This is a genomic window from Shimia litoralis (genome assembly GCF_005518135.1).
GTDB lineage: Bacteria > Pseudomonadota > Alphaproteobacteria > Rhodobacterales > Rhodobacteraceae > Shimia_E > Shimia_E litoralis.
Map to the genome: position 1 here is coordinate 306,323 of NZ_SULI01000001.1, position 22,859 is coordinate 329,181.

At 56.2% G+C, this 22,859-nt stretch carries 25 protein-coding genes; 23 read left to right on the forward strand and 2 right to left on the reverse strand.

All coding sequences use genetic code 11. The features are described from left to right. Positions 1-85: 85 nt before the first annotated feature. The gene (locus tag FAP39_RS01400; RefSeq protein ID WP_138014572.1) at positions 86-1,150 is read right to left on the reverse strand and encodes a YeeE/YedE family protein; all 1,065 of its coding nucleotides are present in this window, start codon (positions 1,148-1,150) and stop codon (positions 86-88) included. A gap of 139 nt (positions 1,151-1,289) precedes the next feature. Between FAP39_RS01400 and FAP39_RS01405 the strand changes: the two genes are divergently transcribed. From FAP39_RS01405 to FAP39_RS01420, 4 genes are all read left to right on the forward strand, one after another. After that, positions 1,290-2,510, forward strand: coding sequence for an MFS transporter (locus FAP39_RS01405; protein WP_138014573.1), 1,221 nt, complete (start codon positions 1,290-1,292; stop codon positions 2,508-2,510). A gap of 6 nt (positions 2,511-2,516) precedes the next feature. Further along, on the forward strand, positions 2,517-3,848 hold the full coding sequence (locus FAP39_RS01410) for an MATE family efflux transporter (RefSeq protein ID WP_138014574.1): 1,332 nt from the start codon (positions 2,517-2,519) through the stop codon (positions 3,846-3,848). Positions 3,849-3,910: 62 nt separating this feature from the next. Beyond that, complete coding sequence (locus FAP39_RS01415; protein WP_138014575.1) at positions 3,911-4,780, forward strand: 50S ribosomal protein L11 methyltransferase; 870 nt, start codon at positions 3,911-3,913, stop codon at positions 4,778-4,780. 107 nt (positions 4,781-4,887) lie between these two features. Continuing rightward, the gene (locus tag FAP39_RS01420; RefSeq protein WP_138014576.1) at positions 4,888-5,241 is read left to right on the forward strand and encodes a hypothetical protein; all 354 of its coding nucleotides are present in this window, start codon (positions 4,888-4,890) and stop codon (positions 5,239-5,241) included. 187 nt (positions 5,242-5,428) lie between these two features. Here the strand turns inward: FAP39_RS01420 and FAP39_RS01425 are convergent, their stop codons facing one another. Beyond that, positions 5,429-5,629, reverse strand: coding sequence for a DUF1127 domain-containing protein (locus tag FAP39_RS01425; protein ID WP_138014577.1), 201 nt, complete (start codon positions 5,627-5,629; stop codon positions 5,429-5,431). Positions 5,630-5,954: 325 nt separating this feature from the next. Between FAP39_RS01425 and ruvC the strand changes: the two genes are divergently transcribed. From ruvC to FAP39_RS01520, 19 genes are all read left to right on the forward strand, one after another. Further along, positions 5,955-6,461: a crossover junction endodeoxyribonuclease RuvC gene (ruvC, locus tag FAP39_RS01430; RefSeq protein WP_138014578.1), complete on the forward strand. Its 507-nt coding sequence runs from the start codon at positions 5,955-5,957 to the stop codon at positions 6,459-6,461. Further along, positions 6,458-7,132 (forward strand): Holliday junction branch migration protein RuvA, encoded by a 675-nt coding sequence (gene ruvA, locus FAP39_RS01435; protein ID WP_138014579.1) that lies wholly within the window; start codon positions 6,458-6,460, stop codon positions 7,130-7,132. Before ruvC ends, ruvA begins: the two co-directional genes overlap by 4 nt. Positions 7,133-7,135: 3 nt before the next feature. Beyond that, positions 7,136-8,161, forward strand: a complete 1,026-nt coding sequence (ruvB, locus tag FAP39_RS01440) for a Holliday junction branch migration DNA helicase RuvB (RefSeq protein ID WP_138014580.1) — start codon at positions 7,136-7,138, stop codon at positions 8,159-8,161. Positions 8,162-8,310: 149 nt separating this feature from the next. Continuing rightward, complete coding sequence (locus FAP39_RS01445) at positions 8,311-8,946, forward strand: hypothetical protein (protein ID WP_138014581.1); 636 nt, start codon at positions 8,311-8,313, stop codon at positions 8,944-8,946. Next, complete coding sequence (gene thpR, locus FAP39_RS01450) at positions 8,946-9,521, forward strand: RNA 2',3'-cyclic phosphodiesterase (RefSeq protein ID WP_138014582.1); 576 nt, start codon at positions 8,946-8,948, stop codon at positions 9,519-9,521. The genes FAP39_RS01445 and thpR overlap by 1 nt, the downstream gene beginning before the upstream one ends. Positions 9,522-9,566: 45 nt before the next feature. Next, entirely contained in the window at positions 9,567-9,956 is a 390-nt protein-coding gene (ybgC, locus tag FAP39_RS01455) for a tol-pal system-associated acyl-CoA thioesterase (protein ID WP_138014583.1), read from the forward strand. 122 nt (positions 9,957-10,078) lie between these two features. Beyond that, positions 10,079-10,753, forward strand: coding sequence for a protein TolQ (tolQ, locus tag FAP39_RS01460; RefSeq protein WP_138014584.1), 675 nt, complete (start codon positions 10,079-10,081; stop codon positions 10,751-10,753). Between the two features lie 3 nt (positions 10,754-10,756). Continuing rightward, positions 10,757-11,236: a protein TolR gene (gene tolR, locus FAP39_RS01465; RefSeq protein ID WP_138014585.1), complete on the forward strand. Its 480-nt coding sequence runs from the start codon at positions 10,757-10,759 to the stop codon at positions 11,234-11,236. Beyond that, positions 11,211-12,311 (forward strand): energy transducer TonB, encoded by a 1,101-nt coding sequence (locus FAP39_RS01470; protein WP_138014586.1) that lies wholly within the window; start codon positions 11,211-11,213, stop codon positions 12,309-12,311. Before tolR ends, FAP39_RS01470 begins: the two co-directional genes overlap by 26 nt. Then, positions 12,308-13,624, forward strand: a complete 1,317-nt coding sequence (gene tolB, locus FAP39_RS01475; protein ID WP_138014587.1) for a Tol-Pal system beta propeller repeat protein TolB — start codon at positions 12,308-12,310, stop codon at positions 13,622-13,624. Before FAP39_RS01470 ends, tolB begins: the two co-directional genes overlap by 4 nt. Positions 13,625-13,699: 75 nt before the next feature. After that, positions 13,700-14,209 (forward strand): peptidoglycan-associated lipoprotein Pal, encoded by a 510-nt coding sequence (pal, locus tag FAP39_RS01480; RefSeq protein WP_138014588.1) that lies wholly within the window; start codon positions 13,700-13,702, stop codon positions 14,207-14,209. Positions 14,210-14,220: 11 nt separating this feature from the next. Further along, entirely contained in the window at positions 14,221-15,066 is an 846-nt protein-coding gene (locus FAP39_RS01485) for a tetratricopeptide repeat protein (protein WP_138014589.1), read from the forward strand. Between the two features lie 4 nt (positions 15,067-15,070). Further along, a complete protein-coding gene (gene tilS, locus FAP39_RS01490) occupies positions 15,071-16,315 on the forward strand; it encodes a tRNA lysidine(34) synthetase TilS (RefSeq protein WP_138014590.1) in 1,245 nt (414 codons plus the stop codon). Positions 16,316-16,422: 107 nt separating this feature from the next. Then, the gene (gene ftsH, locus FAP39_RS01495; protein ID WP_138014591.1) at positions 16,423-18,336 is read left to right on the forward strand and encodes an ATP-dependent zinc metalloprotease FtsH; all 1,914 of its coding nucleotides are present in this window, start codon (positions 16,423-16,425) and stop codon (positions 18,334-18,336) included. After that, entirely contained in the window at positions 18,333-19,115 is a 783-nt protein-coding gene (locus tag FAP39_RS01500) for a methyltransferase domain-containing protein (RefSeq protein ID WP_138014592.1), read from the forward strand. Before ftsH ends, FAP39_RS01500 begins: the two co-directional genes overlap by 4 nt. Positions 19,116-19,139: 24 nt before the next feature. Continuing rightward, positions 19,140-19,736, forward strand: a complete 597-nt coding sequence (locus FAP39_RS01505; RefSeq protein WP_138014593.1) for an MOSC domain-containing protein — start codon at positions 19,140-19,142, stop codon at positions 19,734-19,736. Between the two features lie 176 nt (positions 19,737-19,912). Further along, positions 19,913-21,589 carry a formate--tetrahydrofolate ligase gene (locus tag FAP39_RS01510; protein WP_138014594.1) on the forward strand — a complete coding sequence of 559 codons (1,677 nt, stop codon included), beginning with the start codon at positions 19,913-19,915 and terminating at the stop codon, positions 21,587-21,589. Positions 21,590-21,644: 55 nt separating this feature from the next. Next, the gene (locus FAP39_RS01515) at positions 21,645-21,950 is read left to right on the forward strand and encodes a chorismate mutase (RefSeq protein WP_138014595.1); all 306 of its coding nucleotides are present in this window, start codon (positions 21,645-21,647) and stop codon (positions 21,948-21,950) included. Between the two features lie 11 nt (positions 21,951-21,961). Continuing rightward, positions 21,962-22,855, forward strand: a complete 894-nt coding sequence (locus tag FAP39_RS01520; protein ID WP_138014596.1) for a bifunctional 5,10-methylenetetrahydrofolate dehydrogenase/5,10-methenyltetrahydrofolate cyclohydrolase — start codon at positions 21,962-21,964, stop codon at positions 22,853-22,855. Positions 22,856-22,859 lie beyond the last annotated feature (4 nt).

Below are 22,859 nucleotides of genomic sequence, written 5' to 3' on the forward strand. Positions count from 1 at the left end.
CCAAAGCGAGAAGCAGCCCATAGATGTTTGTTCAGAAACAATAAAGGGGCGACTTAGCCGCCCCAGATAAAGGTTTGTGTCAAGATCAGGAGGTCGCAACCGCCCCACCGCGTTGATCGACAAGAATGTCTGTGGCCATGGCTCCGACCCACATTGCGAACAGGGCGGCCCATGCTGTTCCTGCAAAGATCGATCCGCCTGTGACACCGGCACCGATGGCGCATCCGCCTGCCAGCATTGCGCCAAACCCCATCAGGACCGCGCCCGTCATGGAACGCCTCATATTGCTTTCACCGTCAAAGCCTTGGAATTTGAATTCGCCCGCGATTAAAGAAGCTACCAACGAGCCGATCACCACGCCGGGGACAAGGCCTACATCGAACTCTAGAATGGCATTTCGGTCCAAGAAGTACATGAGCGTGTGCGCGGAAGGCCCTGAAAATGTGGCGCTTTCTATCTGTACGGGTTCAAATGCGATCTGGGCCAGACTGAACGTGAGGACCCACCCGACCGCCACGGCAAATCCGACGCCCGAGGCGAATATCAACCGGCTTGCGCCAATACGGTTCTTGCGGGCAATCAACAATGCCAGACCCGCCATCAAGGCACCGAACACCAGCCCAGACAGTTCCGGCATGCCAAAGGCTGCTATCAAATCCACGTTGCGCCCGCCGGGTGTGATCCAGAGCGCGGCGAGATAATCGCGCACGGGTGAAAGAATGCCAGACAGGCTCATCTGAGCGACGACCGCGAAAATGAGGCCCGACACCACGGATCGCAGATTTCCGTTCGCGGCCAAAACCAAGAGCCGACCCGAGCATCCGCGCGCAAGCACCATGCCGACGCCGAAGATCAGCCCGCCGATGATAGCCCCTGACCAGCTTCCTGGTACGGCCATCATACGTGCCTCGGCTGTGTCCATCAGGCCCAATGCCTGAGATCCCTGTACCCAGACGATGGCTGTGGAGATCGTCAGCAGCCACACCGCCACTTTGTCACCCATTTCACCGCGCGCGAACTCTACGGTTGCGGCGCGCAAACAAAACTTTGAACGCTGTGCAGACACGCCAAATATCAAGCCGGTAATAAGCCCCAATACTGCGGCGGTGGGGGCTTCGCCAATGCCTTCGACCAGTGTTAGGATATCCATATATCGACCTCTTTACGTATCTGAATGCGTGGATATATGCGCAAAGTTGCATCGGTTTCCTTGATTCAGATCAGGGAACATCCTGAATCGTCTCGCAAGAGCGCGGGAAACCGCGTAGATGCAACGCAGGTTAAATAAAATGACCCTTGAGGCCTCTGCGGACCTCCCGATGTGGCGCCGCCCTGTGGCGTTGCTGTTTGCGACAGCCATGGCAATGCCGATTGCGTTCTATGCATGGTACGCGTTGCTTAATAATTTTGTGATCGAGGCGGCCGGCTTTGATGGGCGTGACATCGGATTGCTGCATACCGTGCGGGAAATCCCGGGGTTTTTGGCCATCGGGGTGATCGCGGTGATCATTTTTGTGCGCGAACAGGTGCTTGGGCTGATTTCGCTGGTGCTTTTGGGGGTTGCGACCGCGTTTACGGCATGGTTCCCGTCGCTTAACGGTCTCTTGATGCTGACATTCCTAAGTTCGATCGGCTTTCATTATTACGAGACGGTCAACCAGTCGCTCCAACTTCAGTGGCTGCCCAAGGACAAAGCCCCGCAAGTTATGGGATGGCTCATGGGGGTCGGGTCGGCCATAACGCTGGTTGTTTTTGTATTGATTGTTCTGATGTGGGACACATTGAACCTCAGCTATAACGTTGTGTTTATGACTGCGGGGCTGGTGACGGCTGGCATGGCGTTGTTGTGCCTTGTGCTGTACCCCCAGTTTGAATCCCCAACACCCCAGATCAAAAAGATGGTGCTGCGCAAGCGGTATTGGCTGTATTATGCGCTTCAGTTCATGTCAGGCGCCCGTCGGCAAATATTTATGGTTTTTGCAGGCTTTATGATGGTCGAAAAATTTGGGTTTGAGGTGCATGAACTGACCAGTTTGTATCTGATAAATTTGGTGATCAACATGATCATCGCACCGTTTCTGGGCAAAGCCGTAAGCCATTTTGGCGAACGGCGGACTTTGATTTGGGAATATGTCGGGCTTGTGGTTGTGTTTTTGGCTTATAACGGGGTGTATTGGTTCGGCTGGGGCGTTGTGATTGCGTCAGTGTTATATGTGGTGGATCACATTCTGTTTGGCCTGGCTCTGGCATTGAAAACATATTTCCAGAAAATTGCAGACCCGCAGGATATTGCCCCAACAGCGGCTGTGGCTTTTACCATCAATCACATCGCGGCGGTGTTTCTTCCGGTGGGGCTGGGGCTGCTTTGGATAATATCTCCCGCGGCGGTGTTCGGGCTGGCGGCTCTTATGGCCTGTATTTCGCTGGGGTTGGCCACTTTGGTGCCACGCCATCCGGAAAAGGGCAACGAAACCCGCCTGAGCCGATACGCGGCCAAGACGACAGGATAATTTCAAATGAAAAAGCAAGGTCGCTTCCTGACTGGGTCCACCATGGGGCATGTGGTGCGCATGACGCTGACAGGGGCTGTGGGTATCACGTTTATCTTTCTGGTCGATCTGGCGAATTTGTTTTGGGTTTCCAAGGTGGGCGATCCCAAACTTGTGGCGGCGATGGGGTATGCCTTTGCGATCCAGTTCTTTTCGATCAGCACCGGCATCGGGTTGATGATTGCATCAACTGCCCTTGTGTCCCGCCAAATTGGGATGGGAGATCACGAGCGCGCCCGCCACGAGGCCACGAGCGCGATGATTATCACCGTGCTGTGTCAGACCGTCGTCGCGGTCGTGGTGATCGTGTTCAGGTATCCTTTGCTCGACATGGTCGGAGCCACAGCAGAGACGCTGGAACATGCAGCGCGCTATCTGTTGTTGACGATCCCGTCGCTTACCGTGATGGCCGTCGGTTTGGTCGGGTCGGCGATTTTGCGCGCTGAGGGGGACGGGATGCGATCCATGTTTGTGACGCTGAGCGCTGGCGTCGTGGCGATGGTGATTGACCCTGTGCTGATCCTTTGGCTTGGTATGGGGCTTGATGGGGCGTCACTGGTCATCAATATTTCGCGTTTGGTTCTGGCGATTGTGGCGCTGCGGTTTGCCATTGGAACCCATGATATGTTGGCGCGCCCTGCGCTCTGGGCGATCCGACGCAGTGCCAAGCCGTTTTTCGCCATCGCGATACCCGCCATTCTGACGCAGATTTCGACGCCGTTTGGCAACTACCTGTTGACCGGTGCCATTGCCAACTTTGGGGACTCTGCGGTCGCGGCTTGGGCGGTTGTGAACCGGCTTACGGTGGTGGCCTTTGGGGGGATATTTGCATTGTCCGGTGCGGTTGGCGGGATTTTCGGCCAAAACTTTGGCGCGGGTAATATTGAGCGTCTGCGCTGTACGTATCGCGACGCGCTGATTTTTTGTGCGGGGTACACGGTGCTGGCATGGGCGGTGTTGATGCTTACGGCCCCACATGTGGTGCGCGGGTTTGGTCTCTCGGGGCAGGGCGCGGATGTGTACAATGCTTTTGCCTTCGTAGGGGCCGGGGCGTTTATCCTTGTTGGGGCGTTGTTTGTGTCCAATGCCGCCTTTAACAATCTTGGCAAGCCCACGCGATCCACCGCCGCCAACTGGCTTCGGGATGGGGTTCTGACATTGCCTGCCGCGCTTTTGGGGGCGGCGTGGTTTGGTGCTCCTGGGGTCGTGTATGCGCAATCTGTTGTGGGGGCATTGGTTGGCGTGTTGGCTGCGATTTGGTGTTGGCGCTTTATTGTGGGGATGGGCGTCGCACGCTGAGGCGGCTTGACGTCGTGGCGTTTGCGCCCTAGGCCGCTGGCAACCCCTTAGGAGCTTTTGCCATGCCCACCTTTACAGCGCTGACCACCCTGACCGGAAAAGAAAACGCCGACAAGCTTGGCGATGCCATGGAGCGCCTTGTTCCTGAACCCACTGGTGTGGGGGTTTTCGAAATCGAAGACGGGTCTGGTTTGTGGGAAATTGGCGGGTATTTCACCGAAGCCCCCGATGAGGCAGGTCTTGCGCTTTTGGCCGCCATGCACGAGGCCAAGCCGTTTGCGGTTTCCGAATTGCCTGAAACCGACTGGGTCGCCAAGGTAAAGCGCGAATTGGCGCCTGTCGAAGCGGGCCGGTTCTTTGTCTATGGCAGCCACGATGCGGACAAAATTCCTGTCGGGAGCGAGCCGCTCTTGATTGAAGCCGCAATGGCGTTCGGAACTGGGCACCACGGCACGACGCTTGGATGTCTCAAGGCGCTTGATCGTTTGGCGCATCAAGGGTTTGTGGGGCAGAACGTTGCGGATATCGGATGTGGGACCGCTGTGCTGGCGATGGGGGCCGCGCGGATCTGGCCAAATGTCGTATTAGCAAGTGATATCGATCAGGTGGCCGTAGATGTAGCCGTGGCCAACGTCAAGGCGAATGATCTTGTGGGGCGTGTGGACTGCCTTGAGGCGGCAGGATTTGGTCATCCGGTGCTGTCAGCCAAAGCACCGTATGATTTGGTGTTTGCCAATATTCTCAAGGCACCTTTGGTGGATTTGGCACCGGATATGGGGGCGAACATTAGCGGTGCAGGACATGCCATTTTGTCGGGCATTTTGAACGAGCAAGCCGATGACGTGGTCCGGGCCTATGACGCCGCAGGCTTTGACGTGCATACCCGCGAAGAGATCGGTGAGTGGACAACGTTGACGTTGACAAAACGTTAACAGATTGGGGCAAGTTTGCCTTAATTGGACAGGCTTGCCACAATTTTGCCACAATTAAATGCCATTGTTGTCATGTTTGGTGGGGGCCAAACGTGATGAAGGTTGCTATGACCGATTCTTATATTGAGTTTCAACAGCGCGTGGCCCGCATTCATGATGCGCAGGCCCCCAAGAGATTTTTTTTCAAATCCAAGAATTCCTGCACAGTAAATGATCAAGGCCATTTTGTTCTGCGTGGTGCTAAGCGCAGACGCGGTGTGCCATGGACAGGGTTGTTTCTGGTTGCCGTGGCATTCTTTGGCGTCAAAGGGGCTGTGATGGCCCAGCTTGGAAATGATTTCTATCAAAAACAAGTTGCCCGCCTGATGCCTGCCAGTGCGCTGGAGCGTGCGGGGGCATGGACCATGCAGGCAGACCCGATCTCGCGCTGGGTGGCGCTGCGTATCAAATCACTAAGCTGACCCTCCAACTCAGCAAAAAAATGCGGCTTTGCTCTCCCTCGGGCAGGGCCGTATTTTTGTGCAAGGGGCGTGTGCGCGCCTAGAAATCTGGGCACAAAAAAACCGCAGCCTAGGGGAGGGAAGGCCGCGGTTTCTCTGATCGACACGAAGTCCAAAAAAACGGGGAGGAGAGTTTTTTGGATGTGTCTTAGTGAATTTGGCTAATGCTGCTGCGCGACAGGCCGATATCGTCCAGTTCGCGGTCGCTAAGCGCGGACAATGCGGCGCGTGTTGCGCGGGCATCGTTCCATGCGACGAAAGACGCAATCATTGATGAAAAGAACTGGCCAATACGGTGCGTAATGCCAACAGTTTCAAACTGCGCGTGGTGTGTGTCAAATGCGGCCATATCAGAAGTCCTCTTGTTTGTTTGTGAGTGGTGGTATGTATCTTGCTTGAGCCGCAGATAGGCTCGCAAAACGCAACAAACAAGCATGAAAAACCGCATAGGGGCTATGCGGTTTTCGCATAGGTTCCTTGCGGCTAAATGGCGGTCTAAAAACGCCATCGATTGCGTCGCTTTTAGACGTGGCAGTCGTCGCTTTCAACCCACTTGTGGACGTATTTGGAAGATTTTCACAGTTGCGACGGTTTTGTGCAAAGCGCTTGGCGTTTGTTCTGGTTTTGTGCTACTGGTTGGGAAACACAATAATTAGCGGCAGGCGGGCAAATTTATGCGAGTTTTGGGGATCGACCCGGGATTGCGAAACATGGGTTGGGGCGTCATCGACGTCCAAGGTAGCCGACTCAGTCACGTCGCAAACGGTATTTGCCACTCTGTTGGCACCGACTTAGCTGTACGGCTGTTGTCCCTACATGAACAGTTGACCGATGTTGTGGCGCGCTTTCAACCGGATCATGCGGCGATTGAACAGACGTTTGTCAACAAAGATGGTGCTGGAACGCTCAAGTTGGGACAAGCACGTGGTATCGCGTTGCTGGTGCCTGCGCAGGCAGGGCTTACCATCGGCGAATATGCCCCCAACAAGATCAAAAAGACTGTGGTCGGGGCGGGGCACGCGGAAAAACAGCAAGTTGAATATATGGTCAAATTGCAGTTGCCCGGTGTCAAAATCAACGGGGCTGATGCCTCGGATGCTCTGGCGATTGCGATTTGTCATGCGCATTACGCTAAGGCCGGCGCCGGCCTTCAGGATGCTTTGAGGAGGGCGAAGGCATGATTGGGAAAATTTCAGGCCGGATCGAATACCGCACGGCAGATCATGTGCTGATTGATGTACGCGGTGTCGGGTATATCGTATATTGTTCGGATCGCACCATGGCCGCCTTGCCAAGCAACGGCGAGGCAGTGGCATTGTATACGGACATGGTCGTGCGCGAAGACCTCATGCAGTTGTTCGGCTTTACGACGTTGTTGGAAAAAGAATGGCATCGTTTGCTGATGTCGGTTCAGGGCATCGGGGCCAAGGCTTCGCTGGCCATTTTGGGAACCCTTGGCGCAGAAGGTGTCGGTCGTGCGATTACGCTTGGGGATGTCACAGCCATCAAGGCTGCCAAAGGCATTGGTCCCAAGACCGCGCAACGGGTGATCATTGAACTTAAGGATAAGGCGCCTGCTGTGATGGCGCTTGGCGGATCGCTTGCCCAAGCGGCGGGGGATGTGCCAGCGCTGCCGGAGGATGTGATCGAAGAGATGCCTCAGCCGCCTGTAAAGGTCGCGCCTGCGACCTCAAGTTCGTCTCAGGCAGAGGCTCTGTCTGCGCTAACCAATCTTGGCTACGGTCCAAGTGAGGCCGCCACGGCGGTGGCGCAGGCGGCGATGGAGGATACAACGGCCGAGACGTCGACGCTCATCCGCACGGCCCTTCGCCTGCTTGCGCCCAAAGGATAAGCCATGGACCAGCCAGACCCAACCTTGCGCCCGGAACCCCGTCCCGAAGATTTTGATCGCGCGCTGCGGCCCCAAGCCCTGGCCGACTTTATTGGCCAAGCCGAGGCGCGGGCAAATCTATCGGTTTTTATTCAATCGGCTCGTCAACGGGGCGAAGCGATGGATCATACGTTGTTTCACGGCCCGCCCGGCTTGGGGAAAACCACGTTGGCCCAGATCATCGCGCGCGAACTCGGTGTCGGGTTTCGTATGACGTCTGGACCTGTGCTGGCCAAGGCGGGGGATCTGGCGGCGATCCTGACCAATCTGGAAGCGCGCGACGTGCTGTTTATTGATGAAATTCACCGCCTCAATCCCGCAGTGGAAGAGGTGCTCTATCCTGCCATGGAGGACTTCGAGCTTGATTTGGTGATTGGCGAAGGCCCTGCCGCGCGCACCGTACGTATCGAACTTCAGCCATTTACCCTTGTGGGGGCCACTACGCGTCTTGGGTTGTTGACCACACCGCTGCGGGATCGTTTTGGCATCCCGACACGGCTGCAGTTTTATACCGAAGACGAGTTGCACGAGATTGTCACGCGCAATGGTCACAAATTGGGTGTGCCGACGGATGATGGCGGGGCACGCGAAATCGCGCGCCGCTCTCGGGGGACGCCGCGTATTGCTGGCCGTTTGTTGCGGCGGGTTGTTGATTTTGCCTTGGTTGAAGGTGACGGCAAAGTCACGCAGGCGCTTGCGGATGGGGCTTTGACGCGCTTGGGGGTGGATCACCTTGGGCTCGATGGGGCAGATCGTCGGTATTTGCGGTTTGTCGCCGAGAATTACGGGGGGGGACCGGTTGGGATCGACACGATCTCTGCCGCGCTCAGCGAAAGCCGTGACGCCCTTGAAGAAGTCATCGAACCATTCTTGTTGCAGCAGGGGCTGATCCAGCGCACGCCGCGCGGGCGTATGTTGGCGCAAAAGGCATGGCGGCATCTGGGTCTTGAGGCTCCGCGCCCCAAAGATCAATCCGACCTCTTCAAGTAAGCGCTGGCCGGGTTGGATGACCCCGAGCGCAGCGAGGCCCGGCCCAACGGTCGGCGCGCCGTGCTTGGGCACGTCGCAACGACGGGCGGGAGGGCTTGCAATTTATGAGCTGTCCATGAGATCACGCGGCACGCATTCAGGAGGCCGCAATGACACCCGACGAAATTCAGACGTTATTCACACGCAATGACGGCACATATGCCTTTGCGCGTTGGGGGCGTCCCATTGCGCCGATTGTGTTCGGTGTCGAGGATGAAACGCTATCGCTGGTCAAGGGCGCGGTCGAGGCCGTTGCCACGCTGGCGGGGCATCCCATGGCCGAAACCGATCCAGAACTCGGCTCGAACCTGATGTTCTTTTTCTTTCGCGAGTGGGATGAACTTTTGGCGGTGCCGGATCTGGATCGCCTTGTGCCCGATTTGTCACCTTTGGTGGCGCGCCTGAAACAAGCCGATGCAACACAGTATCGTGCATTTCGGTTTGATGATCACCACGCCATCCAAGCCGCCTTTGTGTTTATTCGTGTGACCGATCAGGTCTCGGACATACCTGCTGACAGCTTGGCGTTGTCACAGGTTGTGCAGGTGATGTTGATGTGGGGCGATCAGGCATTTGCCACAGTGTCGCCATTGGCGGTGCTGCCCGAGACGGGCGCCACCGTTCTGCGACCAGAAATCGCTGGCGTGATTGCCGCAGCTTATGACCGGATGATGCCGGTTTGCGCGGATGATGCCAGCCATGCCTTGCGCATGTTTGCGCGGTTGCAAGGCGATGCCGGAACCTGATGCGCGCGTTTCTGGCTTTAGAAGTTCCAGATCACGTTGCAGGGGTCCTTGATGGCATCCAGTCCGAGCTGCGTATTGGCCGTGAGGTACCTTCTGAAAACTTCCACATCACCCTGGCCTTTTTGGGCGAACAGCCCGAATCTGACGTCCGCGCCCTGCATGATATCCTGACCGAGGGTGCATTGCCTGCCGCCCAGATTGCATTCAACGAACTGTCTTGTATGGGGGGCGCCGTGCCACGCGTGTTATGTGCCGATGTGCATGCCACGGATGCGTTGCGCACCTTGGCGACATCGGTGCGACGGTCGGTCAGTCTGGCAGGGTTTGACGTGCCGCGCAGGCGGTTTCGCCCGCATGTGACGCTCAAAAGATTTGGCCGCCACATATCGCCCGAGCAAATTCAACAGATCGCTGGGTTCCTACAGCAAGTCGGAGGGTATCCTTTGCCATCTTTCGAGCCTCAGCGGCTGGTTCTGTTTGAATCGACCTTGCACCCAGACGGGGCGCAATATGATGCGCTTGCGGCCTATCCTTTGGGCGCGGCAGGGGATGGGGCTTGCGAGACAGCGACCTAGGTGATTGTGTGGCGAGAGTGAGAAGTGACCAAAAGGGGCTTGGACGTGGCACATATTTTTCCGATCCGCGTATATTACGAAGACACGGATATGGCGGGCATTGTGTATTACGCAAATTACCTGCGCTATATCGAACGCGCGCGTAGTGATTGGGTCCGAGAAATCGGCGTGGATCAGAACGCGATGAAATCGGATGCAGGTGTGGTTTTTGCCGTGCGTCGCGTCGAGGCTGATTATCTAAGCCCCGCCCATTTCGATGATCAGTTGACTGTTGAGACCAACACGGTGAACGTGACCGCCGCGCGCCTTGTAATGGAGCAATCCGTCAAACGCGGGCAAGAGGTGCTTTTTCAGGCCATTGTTACGATCGTTTGCATCAGTGAAACAGGACACCCGACGCGGCTTCCGGCGAATATTCGCTTAATGTTGCATTGATTCTGGGGCTCTGGGCGGCGATTTCGCGCGGATGACGCCAATGTTATGGCTTTCCCCGTGGAACTCGGTTAGTTTTCTTGCAAAACAAGGCCCGAAATGTGGCCGTAACACAGAGCAGGCAAATGGAAGCAACAGTCGATTATTCGATGTGGGCGCTTTTCGCGCGCGCAACCCTTATTGTAAAACTTGTGATGTTGATGCTGGTGGTGGCGTCGTTCTGGTCGTGGTCGGTGATCATTCAGAAACTCCGGGCCTATCGTCAGGCCCGTGCTGAGGCCGCCGAGTTTGACCGTGCTTTTTGGTCCGGCGAACCTCTGGATGCCCTGTTCGATGAGATTGGCACCAATCCGGCCGGGCGCTCTGAACGCATTTTTGCGGCTGGTATGATGGAGTGGCGTCGCAGTCACCGTCAGGATGGCGGGCTTATTGCCAATGCCACAAGCCGGATTGATCGGAGCATGGATGTGGCCATCGCCAAAGAGGCCGAGGCCCTGCAAAAGGGCTTGCCCATTTTGGCGACCGTAGGATCAACCGCGCCGTTTGTGGGGCTATTCGGGACGGTGTGGGGCATTATGAACGCCTTTATCGAGATCGCCGCCCAGCAAAATACCAATCTGGCGGTTGTCGCACCAGGTATCGCCGAAGCGTTGATGGCGACGGGGCTGGGGCTTTTGGCCGCGATCCCAGCGGTGATTTTCTATAACAAACTCAGTGCCGACAGCGACCGGATCATTGCGGGCTACGAGGCCTTTGCAGATGAATTCGCAACCATTCTAAGCCGTCAGTTGGATAGTTAAGCCATGGGCGCAGGTGTCATGAAAAAGAAATCTGGCGGGTCGCGTCGCCGACGCACAACCCACAGCCAGCCTATGGCGGAAATCAACGTCACGCCGTTTGTAGATGTGATGTTGGTTTTGCTGATTATTTTTATGGTGGCTGCACCGCTTATGACTGTGGGTGTCGAGGTGCAATTACCCAAGACCGCCGCCAACCCTTTGCCGGGTGAACAGGAAGAACCGCTGACTGTTACTTTGGGCGCGGATGGCACGATTGCCATTCAAACCACCCCGACCGCCATCGAACAACTTGTCCCAAAATTGCGCGCCATTGCCGCCGAGCGCGACTCGCAGCGGATTTATCTGCGCGCAGACGGGGGGCTTGCGTATGAAAGTGTCGTGCAGGTGATGGGTGCCCTCAACGCAGGTGGATTTACGGATATCGGTCTGGTGACGGATATTGGCGGGCCTTCGCTGGATGGCAGCGACGGCAGCGACGGCTGAGGTTACAGTGCATATCGGGCATTATATCTCTGGTGCGGGGCATGTTGGGCTTATCGGTCTTGTGTTCTTTGGAGGCGTCTTCCAGTCGGATCCGCCACCGTTCGAGGTCACCGGTGTGTCTGTGGTGACCACAGAAGAATTCGATGCCCTGCGGGCTGGTGAACACTCTCCGCTGCCGAATACAGATGTTGATATTCCCGTGGCACCGAACCTGTCGGATACGGCGCCGGATATGACCTCGAGTGTGGATCCGGATTTGGATCAGGGCGCGCCGGATGCAACTGAAAATGCGCCCCCAGACGAGACGCCTGACCTGAGCGATTTGACGGCACCACAGCCGTCTGAGGTGACGGATACCAGCCCGACACTTGCCCCCCCCGAGCCAGAAATGGCGGTGCTGATACCGCGCGATACGACACGTCCCATGGCGCGTCCGGAAACGCGTGTGGCCCCAGACCCTGTCGCGGCACCAGAGCCGGACACCAAGATCGACGATATTCAACGGGATGCAACAACGCCGGACCAAAGCGCCAGCGAAACGGTGCAAGACGCCCAAGAGGCGACGGCGCCCGAAGCGGCCACAACCGAGATTGTGACCGAAGCCAAAGAACAGGTTGCGCTTGCGCCCCGCGCATCGGTGCGTCCGGTGTTGCGCCCGCCCCAGCGTACCCGTGCGGATACATCTAACAAAGCCAAAGCCGGCGCAGATGCTGCCGTCGCAGCAGCCTTGGCAGAAGAGGCGGCTGCCCCAAGTGGCCCCCCTCTGACACGCGGCGAAAAAGATGCGTTGCGCGTATCGGTGCAAAATTGCTGGGTTGTGGATGTTGGCAGCCAAGCGGCCAATGTGACTGTGACTGTTGCGGTCACCCTTGATCAGGAGGGCAAGGTCGCTGGCCCTGTGACCATGCTCGAGGCATCAGGCGGGGATGACCAAGCGATCCAGACCGCATTTGGGGCTGCACGTCGTGCGGTTTTGCGCTGTCAGCGCGGTGGCTATAAATTGCCGATAGAAAAATATGACCATTGGCGTGAGATCGAAATCACGTTTAATCCGGAGAAAATGAGGCTGAAATGATGCGATTGTTTGCGACCCTTCTGGCAGGATTGATGGTGTTGGGCCAATTGGCGGCGGCACAGTCTGGACCTTTGCGGATTGAAATCACCGAAGGCGTTATCGAGCCTTTGCCCTACGCGGTGCCGGATTTTGTCGCAGAGGATGGCGGCGCCAAGGATTACGGCGCTCAGCTTGCACGGGTCATCGCAGAGGATTTAAACGGGACAGGATTGTTTCGCGAGATCCCCGCAAAAGCGCATATTAGCCAAATCACCAACTTTGCGTCGCCCGTGCAATTTGCTGATTGGAAGGCCGTAAACGCACAGGCTTTGGTCACTGGGGCGGTCTCGGTCTCTGGGAACAATCTTGAGGTGAAGTTCCGCGTCTATGATGTTTTTGCCGGTCAGGAACTGGGCAACGGCTTGCGCTTTAAGGGCACCACAGAGGGCTGGCGTCGGATGGCCCACAAGGTCGCAGATGCGGTGTACAGCCGGATCACTGGCGAGGGGGGCTATTTTGACAGCCGCGTGGTTTTTGTCAGTGAAACTGGGCCTAAGAATGATCGCAAGAAACGATTGGCGATTATGGATTATGATGGTGCGGGTCTTCAGTATCTGACGGATAGCAGCACGATTGTGCTGGCCCCGCGGTTTTCCCCAAAGGGCGACAAGGTTCTGTATACGAGTTATGAAACCGGCTTTCCGCGCGTGTTCATCTTGGATGTTGGCAGCGTCAAACGTCGCGCCCTTGAAGACCAAGACGGCACAATGAGTTTTGCGCCGCGGTTTTCACCAGACGGAAAAAGCGTTTTGATGTCGATCACCCAAGGCGGGAACACTGACATTTACCGTATGGATATCAGCAGCGGGCGGCAAACTCAGTTGACCAACTCTCCTGGAATTGACACCGCGCCAAGCTATAGTCCCGATGGTTCCAAGATTGTGTTTGAAAGCGATCGCTCTGGCAATCAGCAGCTCTATGTCATGAGCGCCAAGGGGGGGGAACCCACCCGCATCAGCTTTGGTCAAGGTCGATATGGTACACCTGTTTGGTCGCCCCGTGGCGATTTGATTGCGTTTACAAAACAGAACAAAGGCCGGTTCCATATCGGTGTCATGCGTACGGATGGTTCGGAAGAGCGTCTTTTGACAGCGTCGTTCTTGGATGAAGGCCCAACATGGGCACCAAATGGGCGTGTCATTATGTTCACGCGCGAAACACAGGGGGCCAAGGGGTCGTCATCTTTGTACTCGGTTGACGTATCTGGGCGAAATCTTAAGAAAATACGGTTGAATGGTGGGGCGTCCGATCCGAGCTGGTCGCCGCTGCAATAGTGAGACACGTTTCCTTGTAGCAGCAGCTATGTTAGACACGTGAAAACAATTCTCGACACAGAACGAGGCAAAGGCATGAGCGGATTTACCAAAGCGGCACTTTTGATGGCGGGCCTTGCGTTAAGCGCCTGTTCCAATAACGGTCTTTTGACGGGCGATGGCAGTAACGGCGCCGCAGGCGCTGGCGATTTTGTCGCCGGAAGCCCGGATGACCCCACATCCATCGCCTATTTTCAGCAGACGGTCGGGGATCGGGTGTTGTTCCTTGTGGACCAGTCCACCTTGACCGAAGAGGGGCGCAGCTTACTGTTGAGCCAAGCCAACTGGTTGTTGGAAAACACAAGCTTTACAGCCGTGATCGAAGGTCACGCGGACGAGCAGGGCACGCGGGAATACAACCTTGCCCTTGGGGCGCGTCGGGCGAATGCGGTACAAGAATTCCTTGTGTCGCGTGGGGTGGCCGCCAATCGGTTACGGACAGTGAGCTTTGGCAAAGAACGCCCGCTTGAAATCTGTTCAGCAGAGGCGTGTTATGCGCAAAATCGTCGGGCTGTGACAATCCTGACAAGTGGCCTGAGCAGCTAAGGAGAGTCCTGATGCGTCTGTTTGCTGTTGCAGTCTTTGTCGTGGCGGGGGCGGTTGCACCGATGGTGCAGGCCCAGAATGCGGAAACTTTGGCGGATATTCGTCAGCAGTTGAATGTGTTGTATGTCGATATCCAATCCCTGAAACGGGAATTGTCCACAACCGGGGCGCCTTTGTCGGGTAGCTCGGGTGGTGGGAGCTTGGCACGTCTGGACGCAATCGAAGCCCAAATGCAGCAACTGACCGGCAAAACAGAACGGCTGGAATATCGCATTCAGCAAATCGTGGATGATGGCACCAATCGTATTGGGGATCTTGAGTTCCGGTTGGTCGAATTGGAAGGCGGAGACGTCAGCCAATTGGGCGAGACGACCACACTTGGTGGCAGTGCAGGGGCATCGCAAGGCACTGGCGCGGGCGTGTTTCCCCCCGCGAGTTCAAATGTCGGCGAACTGGCTGTCGGCGAAGCCTCGGATTTCCAACGTGCCAAAGATGCCTTGGTTGCCGGAAATTATCGTAGTGCCGCAGATCAGTTTACTGCGTTTTTGTCTGCTTACCCCGGAAGCCCGCTTGAATCCGAGGCACATCTGCGCCGCGGACAAGCCATCGAGGAACAAGACAACCCAAGTCAGGAAACGCGTGCGCTTGTGGCACGCACCTATCTGGATGCGTATTCAAGCAATATGAACAGCGACGTCGCTGACGAGGCGCTGTATCATCTGGGGCGCGCGCTGGGACGGTTGGGCAAATCCAATGAAGCCTGCGTGACCCTGAACGAAGTCGAAGTGCGCCATCCGGGGTCAGAGTTTGTGCTGCAGGCAAAATCCGAGATGGCCAATCTGGGGTGCAGCCTGTAACGCCATGGATGCCAACGGGCCCCAAGGGACACTTGCACGTTTTCTTGAGCACACTCAGGCACGCCGGATCGGCGTGGCCGTTTCCGGCGGCAGCGATTCACTGGCGTTGCTGCATCTTGTGTGTGATTGGGCGCTCACACACGGCGTTAAGGTCCATGCTGCAACCGTAGATCACGGTCTGCGTTCCGAAGCACCAAGCGAAGCTGCCTATGTGGCCCAAATTTGCGAAGGGCTTGGGGTATCCCATACGATTTTGTGTTGGACCGATTGGGATAAAAGCGGCAACTTGCAGGCCGAGGCGCGTGCTGCGCGTTATCGGCTGTTGGCGGACTGGGCCAAATCCCGAAATCTGGAGAGTGTCTTGCTGGGTCATACCATGGATGACCAGGCAGAAACGCTGCTGATGCGGCTGGCAAGAGGGGCAGGTGTCGACGGATTGTCTGCGATGGCTGCGCGATTTACGCGCGCTGGACAGACATTTGGCCGCCCGCTGCTGGATGTGCGACGTCAGGACTTGCGAAAATTTCTGAACGCACGCGATGTGGCGTGGATCGACGATCCGTCAAATGCGGACCCCGCGTATGATCGGGTCAGGGTGCGTGCTGCGCTCGCCACGTTGGGCGAGATCGGTCTTGATGCGCCTGTGTTGTCACGCGTCAGCCAAAATTTGGCAGTGTCCCGCGATGCCCTCAGGTGGCAGGTCGCACAAATCGCCAAAGATACCGTCACCACCGATCGCGGCGACATCATCGTGTCACTTTCTGACATAGCCGCTTATCCCGACGAAATCCTGCGGCGGTTGATGTCAGAGGCCCTGATGTGGGTATCGGGGGCGTCCTATGTGCCGAGAGGGCGGGCAATGACGCGGCTTGTTGCGGCACTGCGCGCTGGACGTGGAGAGACGCTGCATGGGTGTCTTTTGCGGATGTCACATGGGAAATGCCGGATCAGTCGAGAATGGGCGGCGGTTGCGCGTGTGGTGTCATGTGGGCCGGTCGCCCAAGAGATTGTATGGGACAGGCGTTGGCATGTCACAGGACCATGGCAGGAGGGATTGCAAGTTCGTGCCCTGTCCGAGCAGGGAATATTACAGGTCCCAGACTGGCGAAACTGCGGCCTGCCTCGACAAAGCCTGTTGGCATCTCCGTCAATATGGTATGGTGAGACTCTGGTTTCGGCACCACTTGCGGGCTGGGAACAGGGCTGGAGGGCTGAAATTTCACCAGAACGGGCGAATTTTCTCTCTTGAAGTCCCCGACTTGGCATTATCGCATTGAACCTGCTGTTTTGATGTCTATTTATCACCAAAGACCGTTGTGATAGCACAACGCCGTTCGTCGATTGGGAGATTTTGCCTTGGGCAACGCACGCAACATTGCATTTTGGGTCGTTCTGTTTTTACTGATTTTGGCCCTGTTTAACCTATTCAGCGGCGGCAACAGCACGCTGCAAAGCCGCGAGATTGGCTATTCTGATTTTGTTGCTGCTGTCGAAGGCGGCTCGGTTCAGAGCGTCACGCTGGACGGCGAACAAATTCGCTATCGCAGTTCTGACGGAGATTTCGTGACCATTCGTCCAGAAGATGCGGATGTCACAAACCTGCTCCTTGAAAAAGGCATTCCTGTAAAAGCCGAGGCCCAACAGCAATCTGGCTTTCAGTCCTTTATCCTTGGATTGCTTCCGTTCCTGTTGCTGATTGGGGTCTGGATCTATTTCATGAACCGCATGCAAGGCGGCGGCAAAGGCGGTGCGATGGGCTTTGGCAAATCCAAAGCCAAGATGCTGACCGAAAAGCACGGGCGTGTCACATTTGATGACGTGGCCGGAATCGACGAAGCCAAAGAAGAACTGGAAGAGATCGTAGAGTTTCTGCGCAATCCCCAAAAATTCTCGCGTCTTGGCGGTAAAATTCCAAAAGGCGCATTGTTGGTGGGCCCTCCGGGGACAGGTAAAACCTTGCTCGCGCGTGCGATTGCTGGCGAAGCTGGCGTGCCGTTTTTCACCATCTCGGGATCTGACTTTGTGGAAATGTTCGTCGGGGTCGGTGCAAGCCGCGTCCGTGACATGTTTGAACAAGCCAAGAAAAACGCTCCTTGCATCGTGTTTATCGATGAAATCGACGCTGTGGGTCGCCACCGTGGGGCCGGATATGGCGGCGGGAATGATGAACGCGAACAGACTTTGAACCAATTGCTGGTTGAAATGGACGGGTTTGAGGCCAACGAGGGTGTGATCATTCTCGCGGCAACCAACCGTAAGGATGTGCTGGACCCTGCGTTGCTGCGTCCGGGTCGTTTTGACCGGAACGTGACCGTTGGCAATCCAGACATCAAAGGTCGTGAAAAAATCTTGGGTGTGCATGCACGCAAAACGCCGCTTGGCCCTGACGTTGACCTGCGCATTATTGCGCGTGGCTCTCCTGGGTTCTCGGGGGCTGACCTTGCCAACCTCGTGAACGAAGCCGCCCTGATGGCTGCCCGCATTGGACGACGTTTTGTCACGATGGAAGACTTCGAGAGCGCCAAAGACAAAGTAATGATGGGCGCCGAGCGCCGCTCGATGGTGCTGACGGCAGATCAAAAAGAGAAAACCGCCTACCACGAGGCGGGGCACGCGGTGGTCGGCTTGGCTTTGCCAAAATGTGACCCAGTGTACAAAGCGACGATTATTCCTCGGGGTGGTGCCTTGGGGATGGTTGTGAGCTTGCCTGAAATCGACCGTTTGAACTGGCACAAGTCGGAATGCGAGCAAAAGCTGGCGATGACGATGGCCGGGAAAGCTGCCGAAATCCTTAAATACGGCGAAGACGAGGTCTCCAACGGCCCCGCAGGCGATATTCAACAGGCTTCTGGTTTGGCCCGCGCGATGGTGTTGCGTTGGGGGATGTCGGACAAAGTCGGCAATATTGACTATGAACAAGCCCACGAAGGCTACATGGGCAATGGCGCTGGCGGTTTCTCGATCTCGGCACAGACCAAAGAAGTGATCGAAGAAGAAGTCAAACGTCTGATCGACGATGGCTATGCCGAAGCATACCGTATTCTAAGCGAACGCAAGGACGACTGGGTGCGCCTTGCGGAGGGATTGCTAGAGTATGAAACGCTGACGGGGGAAGAAATCGCACGTGTGATGAAGGGCGAACCTCCCAGAGCAGACGATGACGACGATAGCGCGGACGCGGGCAATGCCCCAAGCGTCACGGCGCTTCCCAAGACCAAACCACGCAAGCCCTCAGGCGAGAGTGGGATGGAACCGGAACCCACCGCATGACGTCAGAAATGACACAAGACTGGAACCCCGGGACCTATCAAAGGTTCCGGGGTTTGCGTTTGCAGCCCGCGCTGGACTTGCTGGCTGCGGTGGGTGAGCTACCGAATGGGTCTCTTGTGGATCTGGGGTGTGGCACAGGGGTGGTCGGTCCGGAACTGGCGGCCAAATTTCCACGACGCCTGATCGTCGGGGTGGACGGGTCACCTGCCATGTTGTCCCAAGCCGCGCGTGTCCCCTGCTATGGTGCCCTGCAAGAGGCAGACATTGCCCAGTGGCGCCCTGACGAAACGCCCGCGCTGATCTATTCGAACGCAGCACTTCAGTGGTTGGATGCACATGACACGCTCTTGCCGCGCTTGATCGGGTATCTGCCAGCGGGCGGGGTGCTTGCGGTGCAAATGCCCAACCAGACGCTTGCGCCGTCTCACCAAGGGTGGCGTTCTGCGTTTGAGGGGTTGCATGCAGCGCGGTCTGTGGAGCGCAGTTCGGAAATTTTGACGCCTGCGGCTTATTTCGATCTTTTGTCGCCCTTGGGAGAGTTGCGGCTTTGGCAAACGGACTATTTTCAACATCTCGAGGCCTCAGAGACCGGGCACCCCGTACGCCATTTTACCCAGAGTACATATGCGCGCCCCTTTCTCGACGCAGTCAGCCAAGATGAAACACCAGAGTTGATTGCGGCCTATGAAGACGCTATGGCCAAAGCCTATCCATTGCGGTCGGATGGCTCGGTTGTTTTTGCCTTCCGGCGGCTGTTTTTCACGCTGCGCCTCTGGTGAGAGGCCATACAGGACACGTTCAATATGCCTGCTTTGATGCCGACTGATTATTTTGCCGAGGTTCTTTGGTTGGGGCGCGTCGCGGACAGTGTCGAAAATTTGCGATCAGAGCCGCTCGAAGAGATGGATTTGGATTTTGACGGTGTGGCTGGCGAGTGCCACGCGGGTTTGACACGCAAGTCCTGTAGTCGCGTGTTGTCCCAGCATCCGCGCGGCACAGAAATCGCCAATTCGCGCCAGATATCGATTCTGTCTGCGGAAGAGCTGGAGACCATCGCAGATGACCTGGGAATCGAAGAATTTGATCCTGCATGGGTCGGGGCGTCGATGATCTTGCGTGGTATCCCGAATTTCAGCCACATCCCGCCGTCGTCACGTCTTCAGGCTGATAGTGGTGCAACGATTGTTGTCGACATGGAAAACCGCCCCTGTGTCCTGCCTGCGCGCGTGATCGAGGTCGAATCTCCTGGGCACGGACGTGCATTTAAATCAGCAGCCCAAGGCAAACGCGGCGTCGTCGGGTGGGTCGAGCGTGAAGGTCTTGTACGCGTTGGTGATGTGTTGCGGCTTCATATTCCGGATCAACCGGTATGGTCAGAATTGGCCAATGCACGCGCGTAACGCCCAGTCATAAGATTTTGGCCTAGGATCCCGATTATTTCGTTCGGAAAAGCAATGCCCCGCGAGTTGGACGTTTCAAGGGGTGGAAATGTCGGAAATGCGCCCTTCATTCTGCGCGGCTCAGAGTATGCAGTTACCCAGAGAGTTATTGAACAGCTACTGGGATAGGGATTGCCATGAGCTTTAAGACCGACATCGAAATCGCCCGCGAAGCGAAGAAACGCCCGATTCAGGAAATCGGCGCAAAGCTGAGCATCGGAAGCGATGATTTGCTGCCATACGGCCACGACAAAGCCAAAGTGAGCCAAGAGTTTATCAACTCTGTGCAAGGCAATGAAAATGGCAAGCTGATCCTTGTGACAGCGATCAACCCGACGCCAGCGGGCGAAGGCAAAACCACCACGACTGTTGGTCTTGGTGACGGTTTGAACGCAATTGGCAAAAAAGCAGCCGTTTGTATTCGTGAAGCAAGCCTTGGCCCATGCTTTGGCATGAAGGGCGGCGCAGCAGGGGGCGGATATGCCCAAGTCGTGCCAATGGAAGAAATGAACCTGCACTTCACAGGTGACTTCCACGCGATTACCAGCGCCCACAACCTGTTGTCTGCAATGATCGACAACCACATCTATTGGGGCAACGAGCTCGAGATCGATGAGCGCCGCGTTGTTTGGCGCCGTGTTCTGGACATGAACGACCGTGCATTGCGCGATGTCGTGACATCTCTGGGTGGTGTTTCCAACGGTTTCCCACGCCAAACCGGATTTGACATCACGGTTGCTTCGGAAGTGATGGCAATCCTGTGTCTGGCAACAGATTTGGAAGATCTTCAAGAACGCCTCGGCAGCATCATCGTTGCGTACACACGGGCACGTAAACCGATCTATGCGCGTGACATCAAAGCTGATGGCGCAATGACAGTGTTGCTCAAGGATGCGATGCAGCCAAACATCGTACAGACCCTTGAGAACAACCCTGCGTTTGTACACGGTGGCCCATTCGCCAACATTGCACACGGATGTAACTCGGTAATTGCCACAACCACAGCTCTGAAGGTTGCGGACTATGTGGTCACCGAAGCCGGATTTGGTGCGGATTTGGGCGCTGAGAAATTCATGAACATCAAGTGTCGCAAAGCCAACTTGGCACCCGATTGTGTGGTGCTGGTGGCAACTGTGCGTGCGATGAAAATGAATGGTGGCGTCGCCAAAGGTGATTTGGGTGACGAAAATGTAGACGCCGTCAACGAAGGTTGCGCCAACTTGGGTCGCCATATTGGCAACCTGAAGTCCTTCGGTGTGCCTGTTGTGGTTGCGATCAACCATTTTGTCAGCGACACCGACGCCGAAGTTCAAGCCGTCAAAGATTATGTCGAGACCCAAGGGTCAGAAGCAATTCTCTGCACACACTGGGCGAACGGATCTAAAGGTACAATCGAACTTGCGACACGCGTTGCGGAAATCGCTGACTCGGGTGTGTCCCAGTTTGCGCCTCTGTATCGTGATGACTTGTCATTGTTTGAGAAAATCGAGACCGTTGCCAAGCGCATCTATCGTGCTGACGACGTTCTGGCGGATAAGAAAATTCGCGATCAGCTCAAGGCTTGGGAAGATGCCGGATATGGCAATTTGCCAGTGTGTATGGCCAAGACGCAATACAGCTTCTCGACCGATCCAAACTTGCGCGGGGCACCTGTGGGCCACAGCATGCCAGTGCGCGAAGTGCGCTTGTCAGCAGGGGCAGGATTTGTTGTCGTAATCTGCGGCGAAATCATGACTATGCCCGGTTTGCCACGCACTCCGTCTGCAGAAGCCATCATGCTAAACGACATGGGTAACATTGAAGGCTTGTTCTAAGCCGAAAAATAAGCTTTCTGCGGTCTGAGACATTTTCGGACCGCAGGAGACGATCGTGACTATGCTGACACCCCCCAAGGATTGCAGTTCGATGCAGGAACTGCGCGATCAGATTGATGCGTTGGACAAAGACCTTGTCGCGCTCTTGGCCAGTCGTGCAACCTATATTGATCGAGCGATTGAACTCAAAGAGATCAATGGCTGGCCGGCGCGCATTCCGGATCGGGTCGAGGACGTAGTTTCCAAAGTACGCCAAGAAGCAGAGGCCAAGGGGCTAGAGCCCGATTTGGTCGAAAAACTTTGGCGTCAGCTCATCGACTGGTCGATCGCGCGAGAAGCGATCAGAATCGATCTGGATTAAAAGGGGCGGCCATGCGTGCTGCATTGATTGACGGCAAAGCGATTGGCGCAAAACTGCGTGCAGAGGTGGCCGTGCAGGCCAACAAACTGGCGAATGAAGGCTGGCAACCGAAATTGGTGTCGGTCAGTGTCGGGGATACGTCTGCTGCGGAACTCTATGTGCGCAATCAGCAAAAACAGGCCAACAGTGCCGGAGTGGATTTTGAGGCGCGCAATTATCCGGCTGAGACGTCTCTGGAACAGCTCATCGGAATTTTGCAGGGCTTGAACGGGGATCCGCGAGTCAACGGCATCATTATTCAACGGCCTTTGCCGGATCATATTCCTGTCAAAGTCCTTCAGAAAGCTGTGCATCCGCTCAAAGACGTTGAGGGTATGCATCCGGCCTCCATTGGCAATATCGTCTATAATGATCTTGCTTTGGGGCCGTGCACGGCCGTGGCGGCTGTCGAGATACTCAAGACTTTGCCGCTGCAGATGGAAGGGCTGAACGTCACCGTGATCGGTCATTCTGAAATCGTAGGCAAGCCAATCGCGTTTTTGCTGATGGGGTTGGGTGCGACGGTCACCGTGTGTCATCACATGACGCGCTCGGTGGCGATGCACAGCCGCGCGGCTGATGCGGTGTTTGTTGCCGTTGGCAAGCCGGGGCTGGTCACGGGTGACATGCTCAAACCCGGTGCTGCATTGATTGATATCGGGATTAACCGGATAGACACACCCGAGGGTCCGCGCACGGTGGGGGATGCCGATATGGCGTCCTGTGCCGAGGTCGCCGGATGGATCACACCTGTACCTGGCGGTGTCGGCCCTGTGACGGTGGCCACACTGATGAAGAACGCGGTTCTCGCGACGCAAATGCAAATGGATCATTATCGGGGCGCCTATGCCCAGACAGATGTTTAGAGAG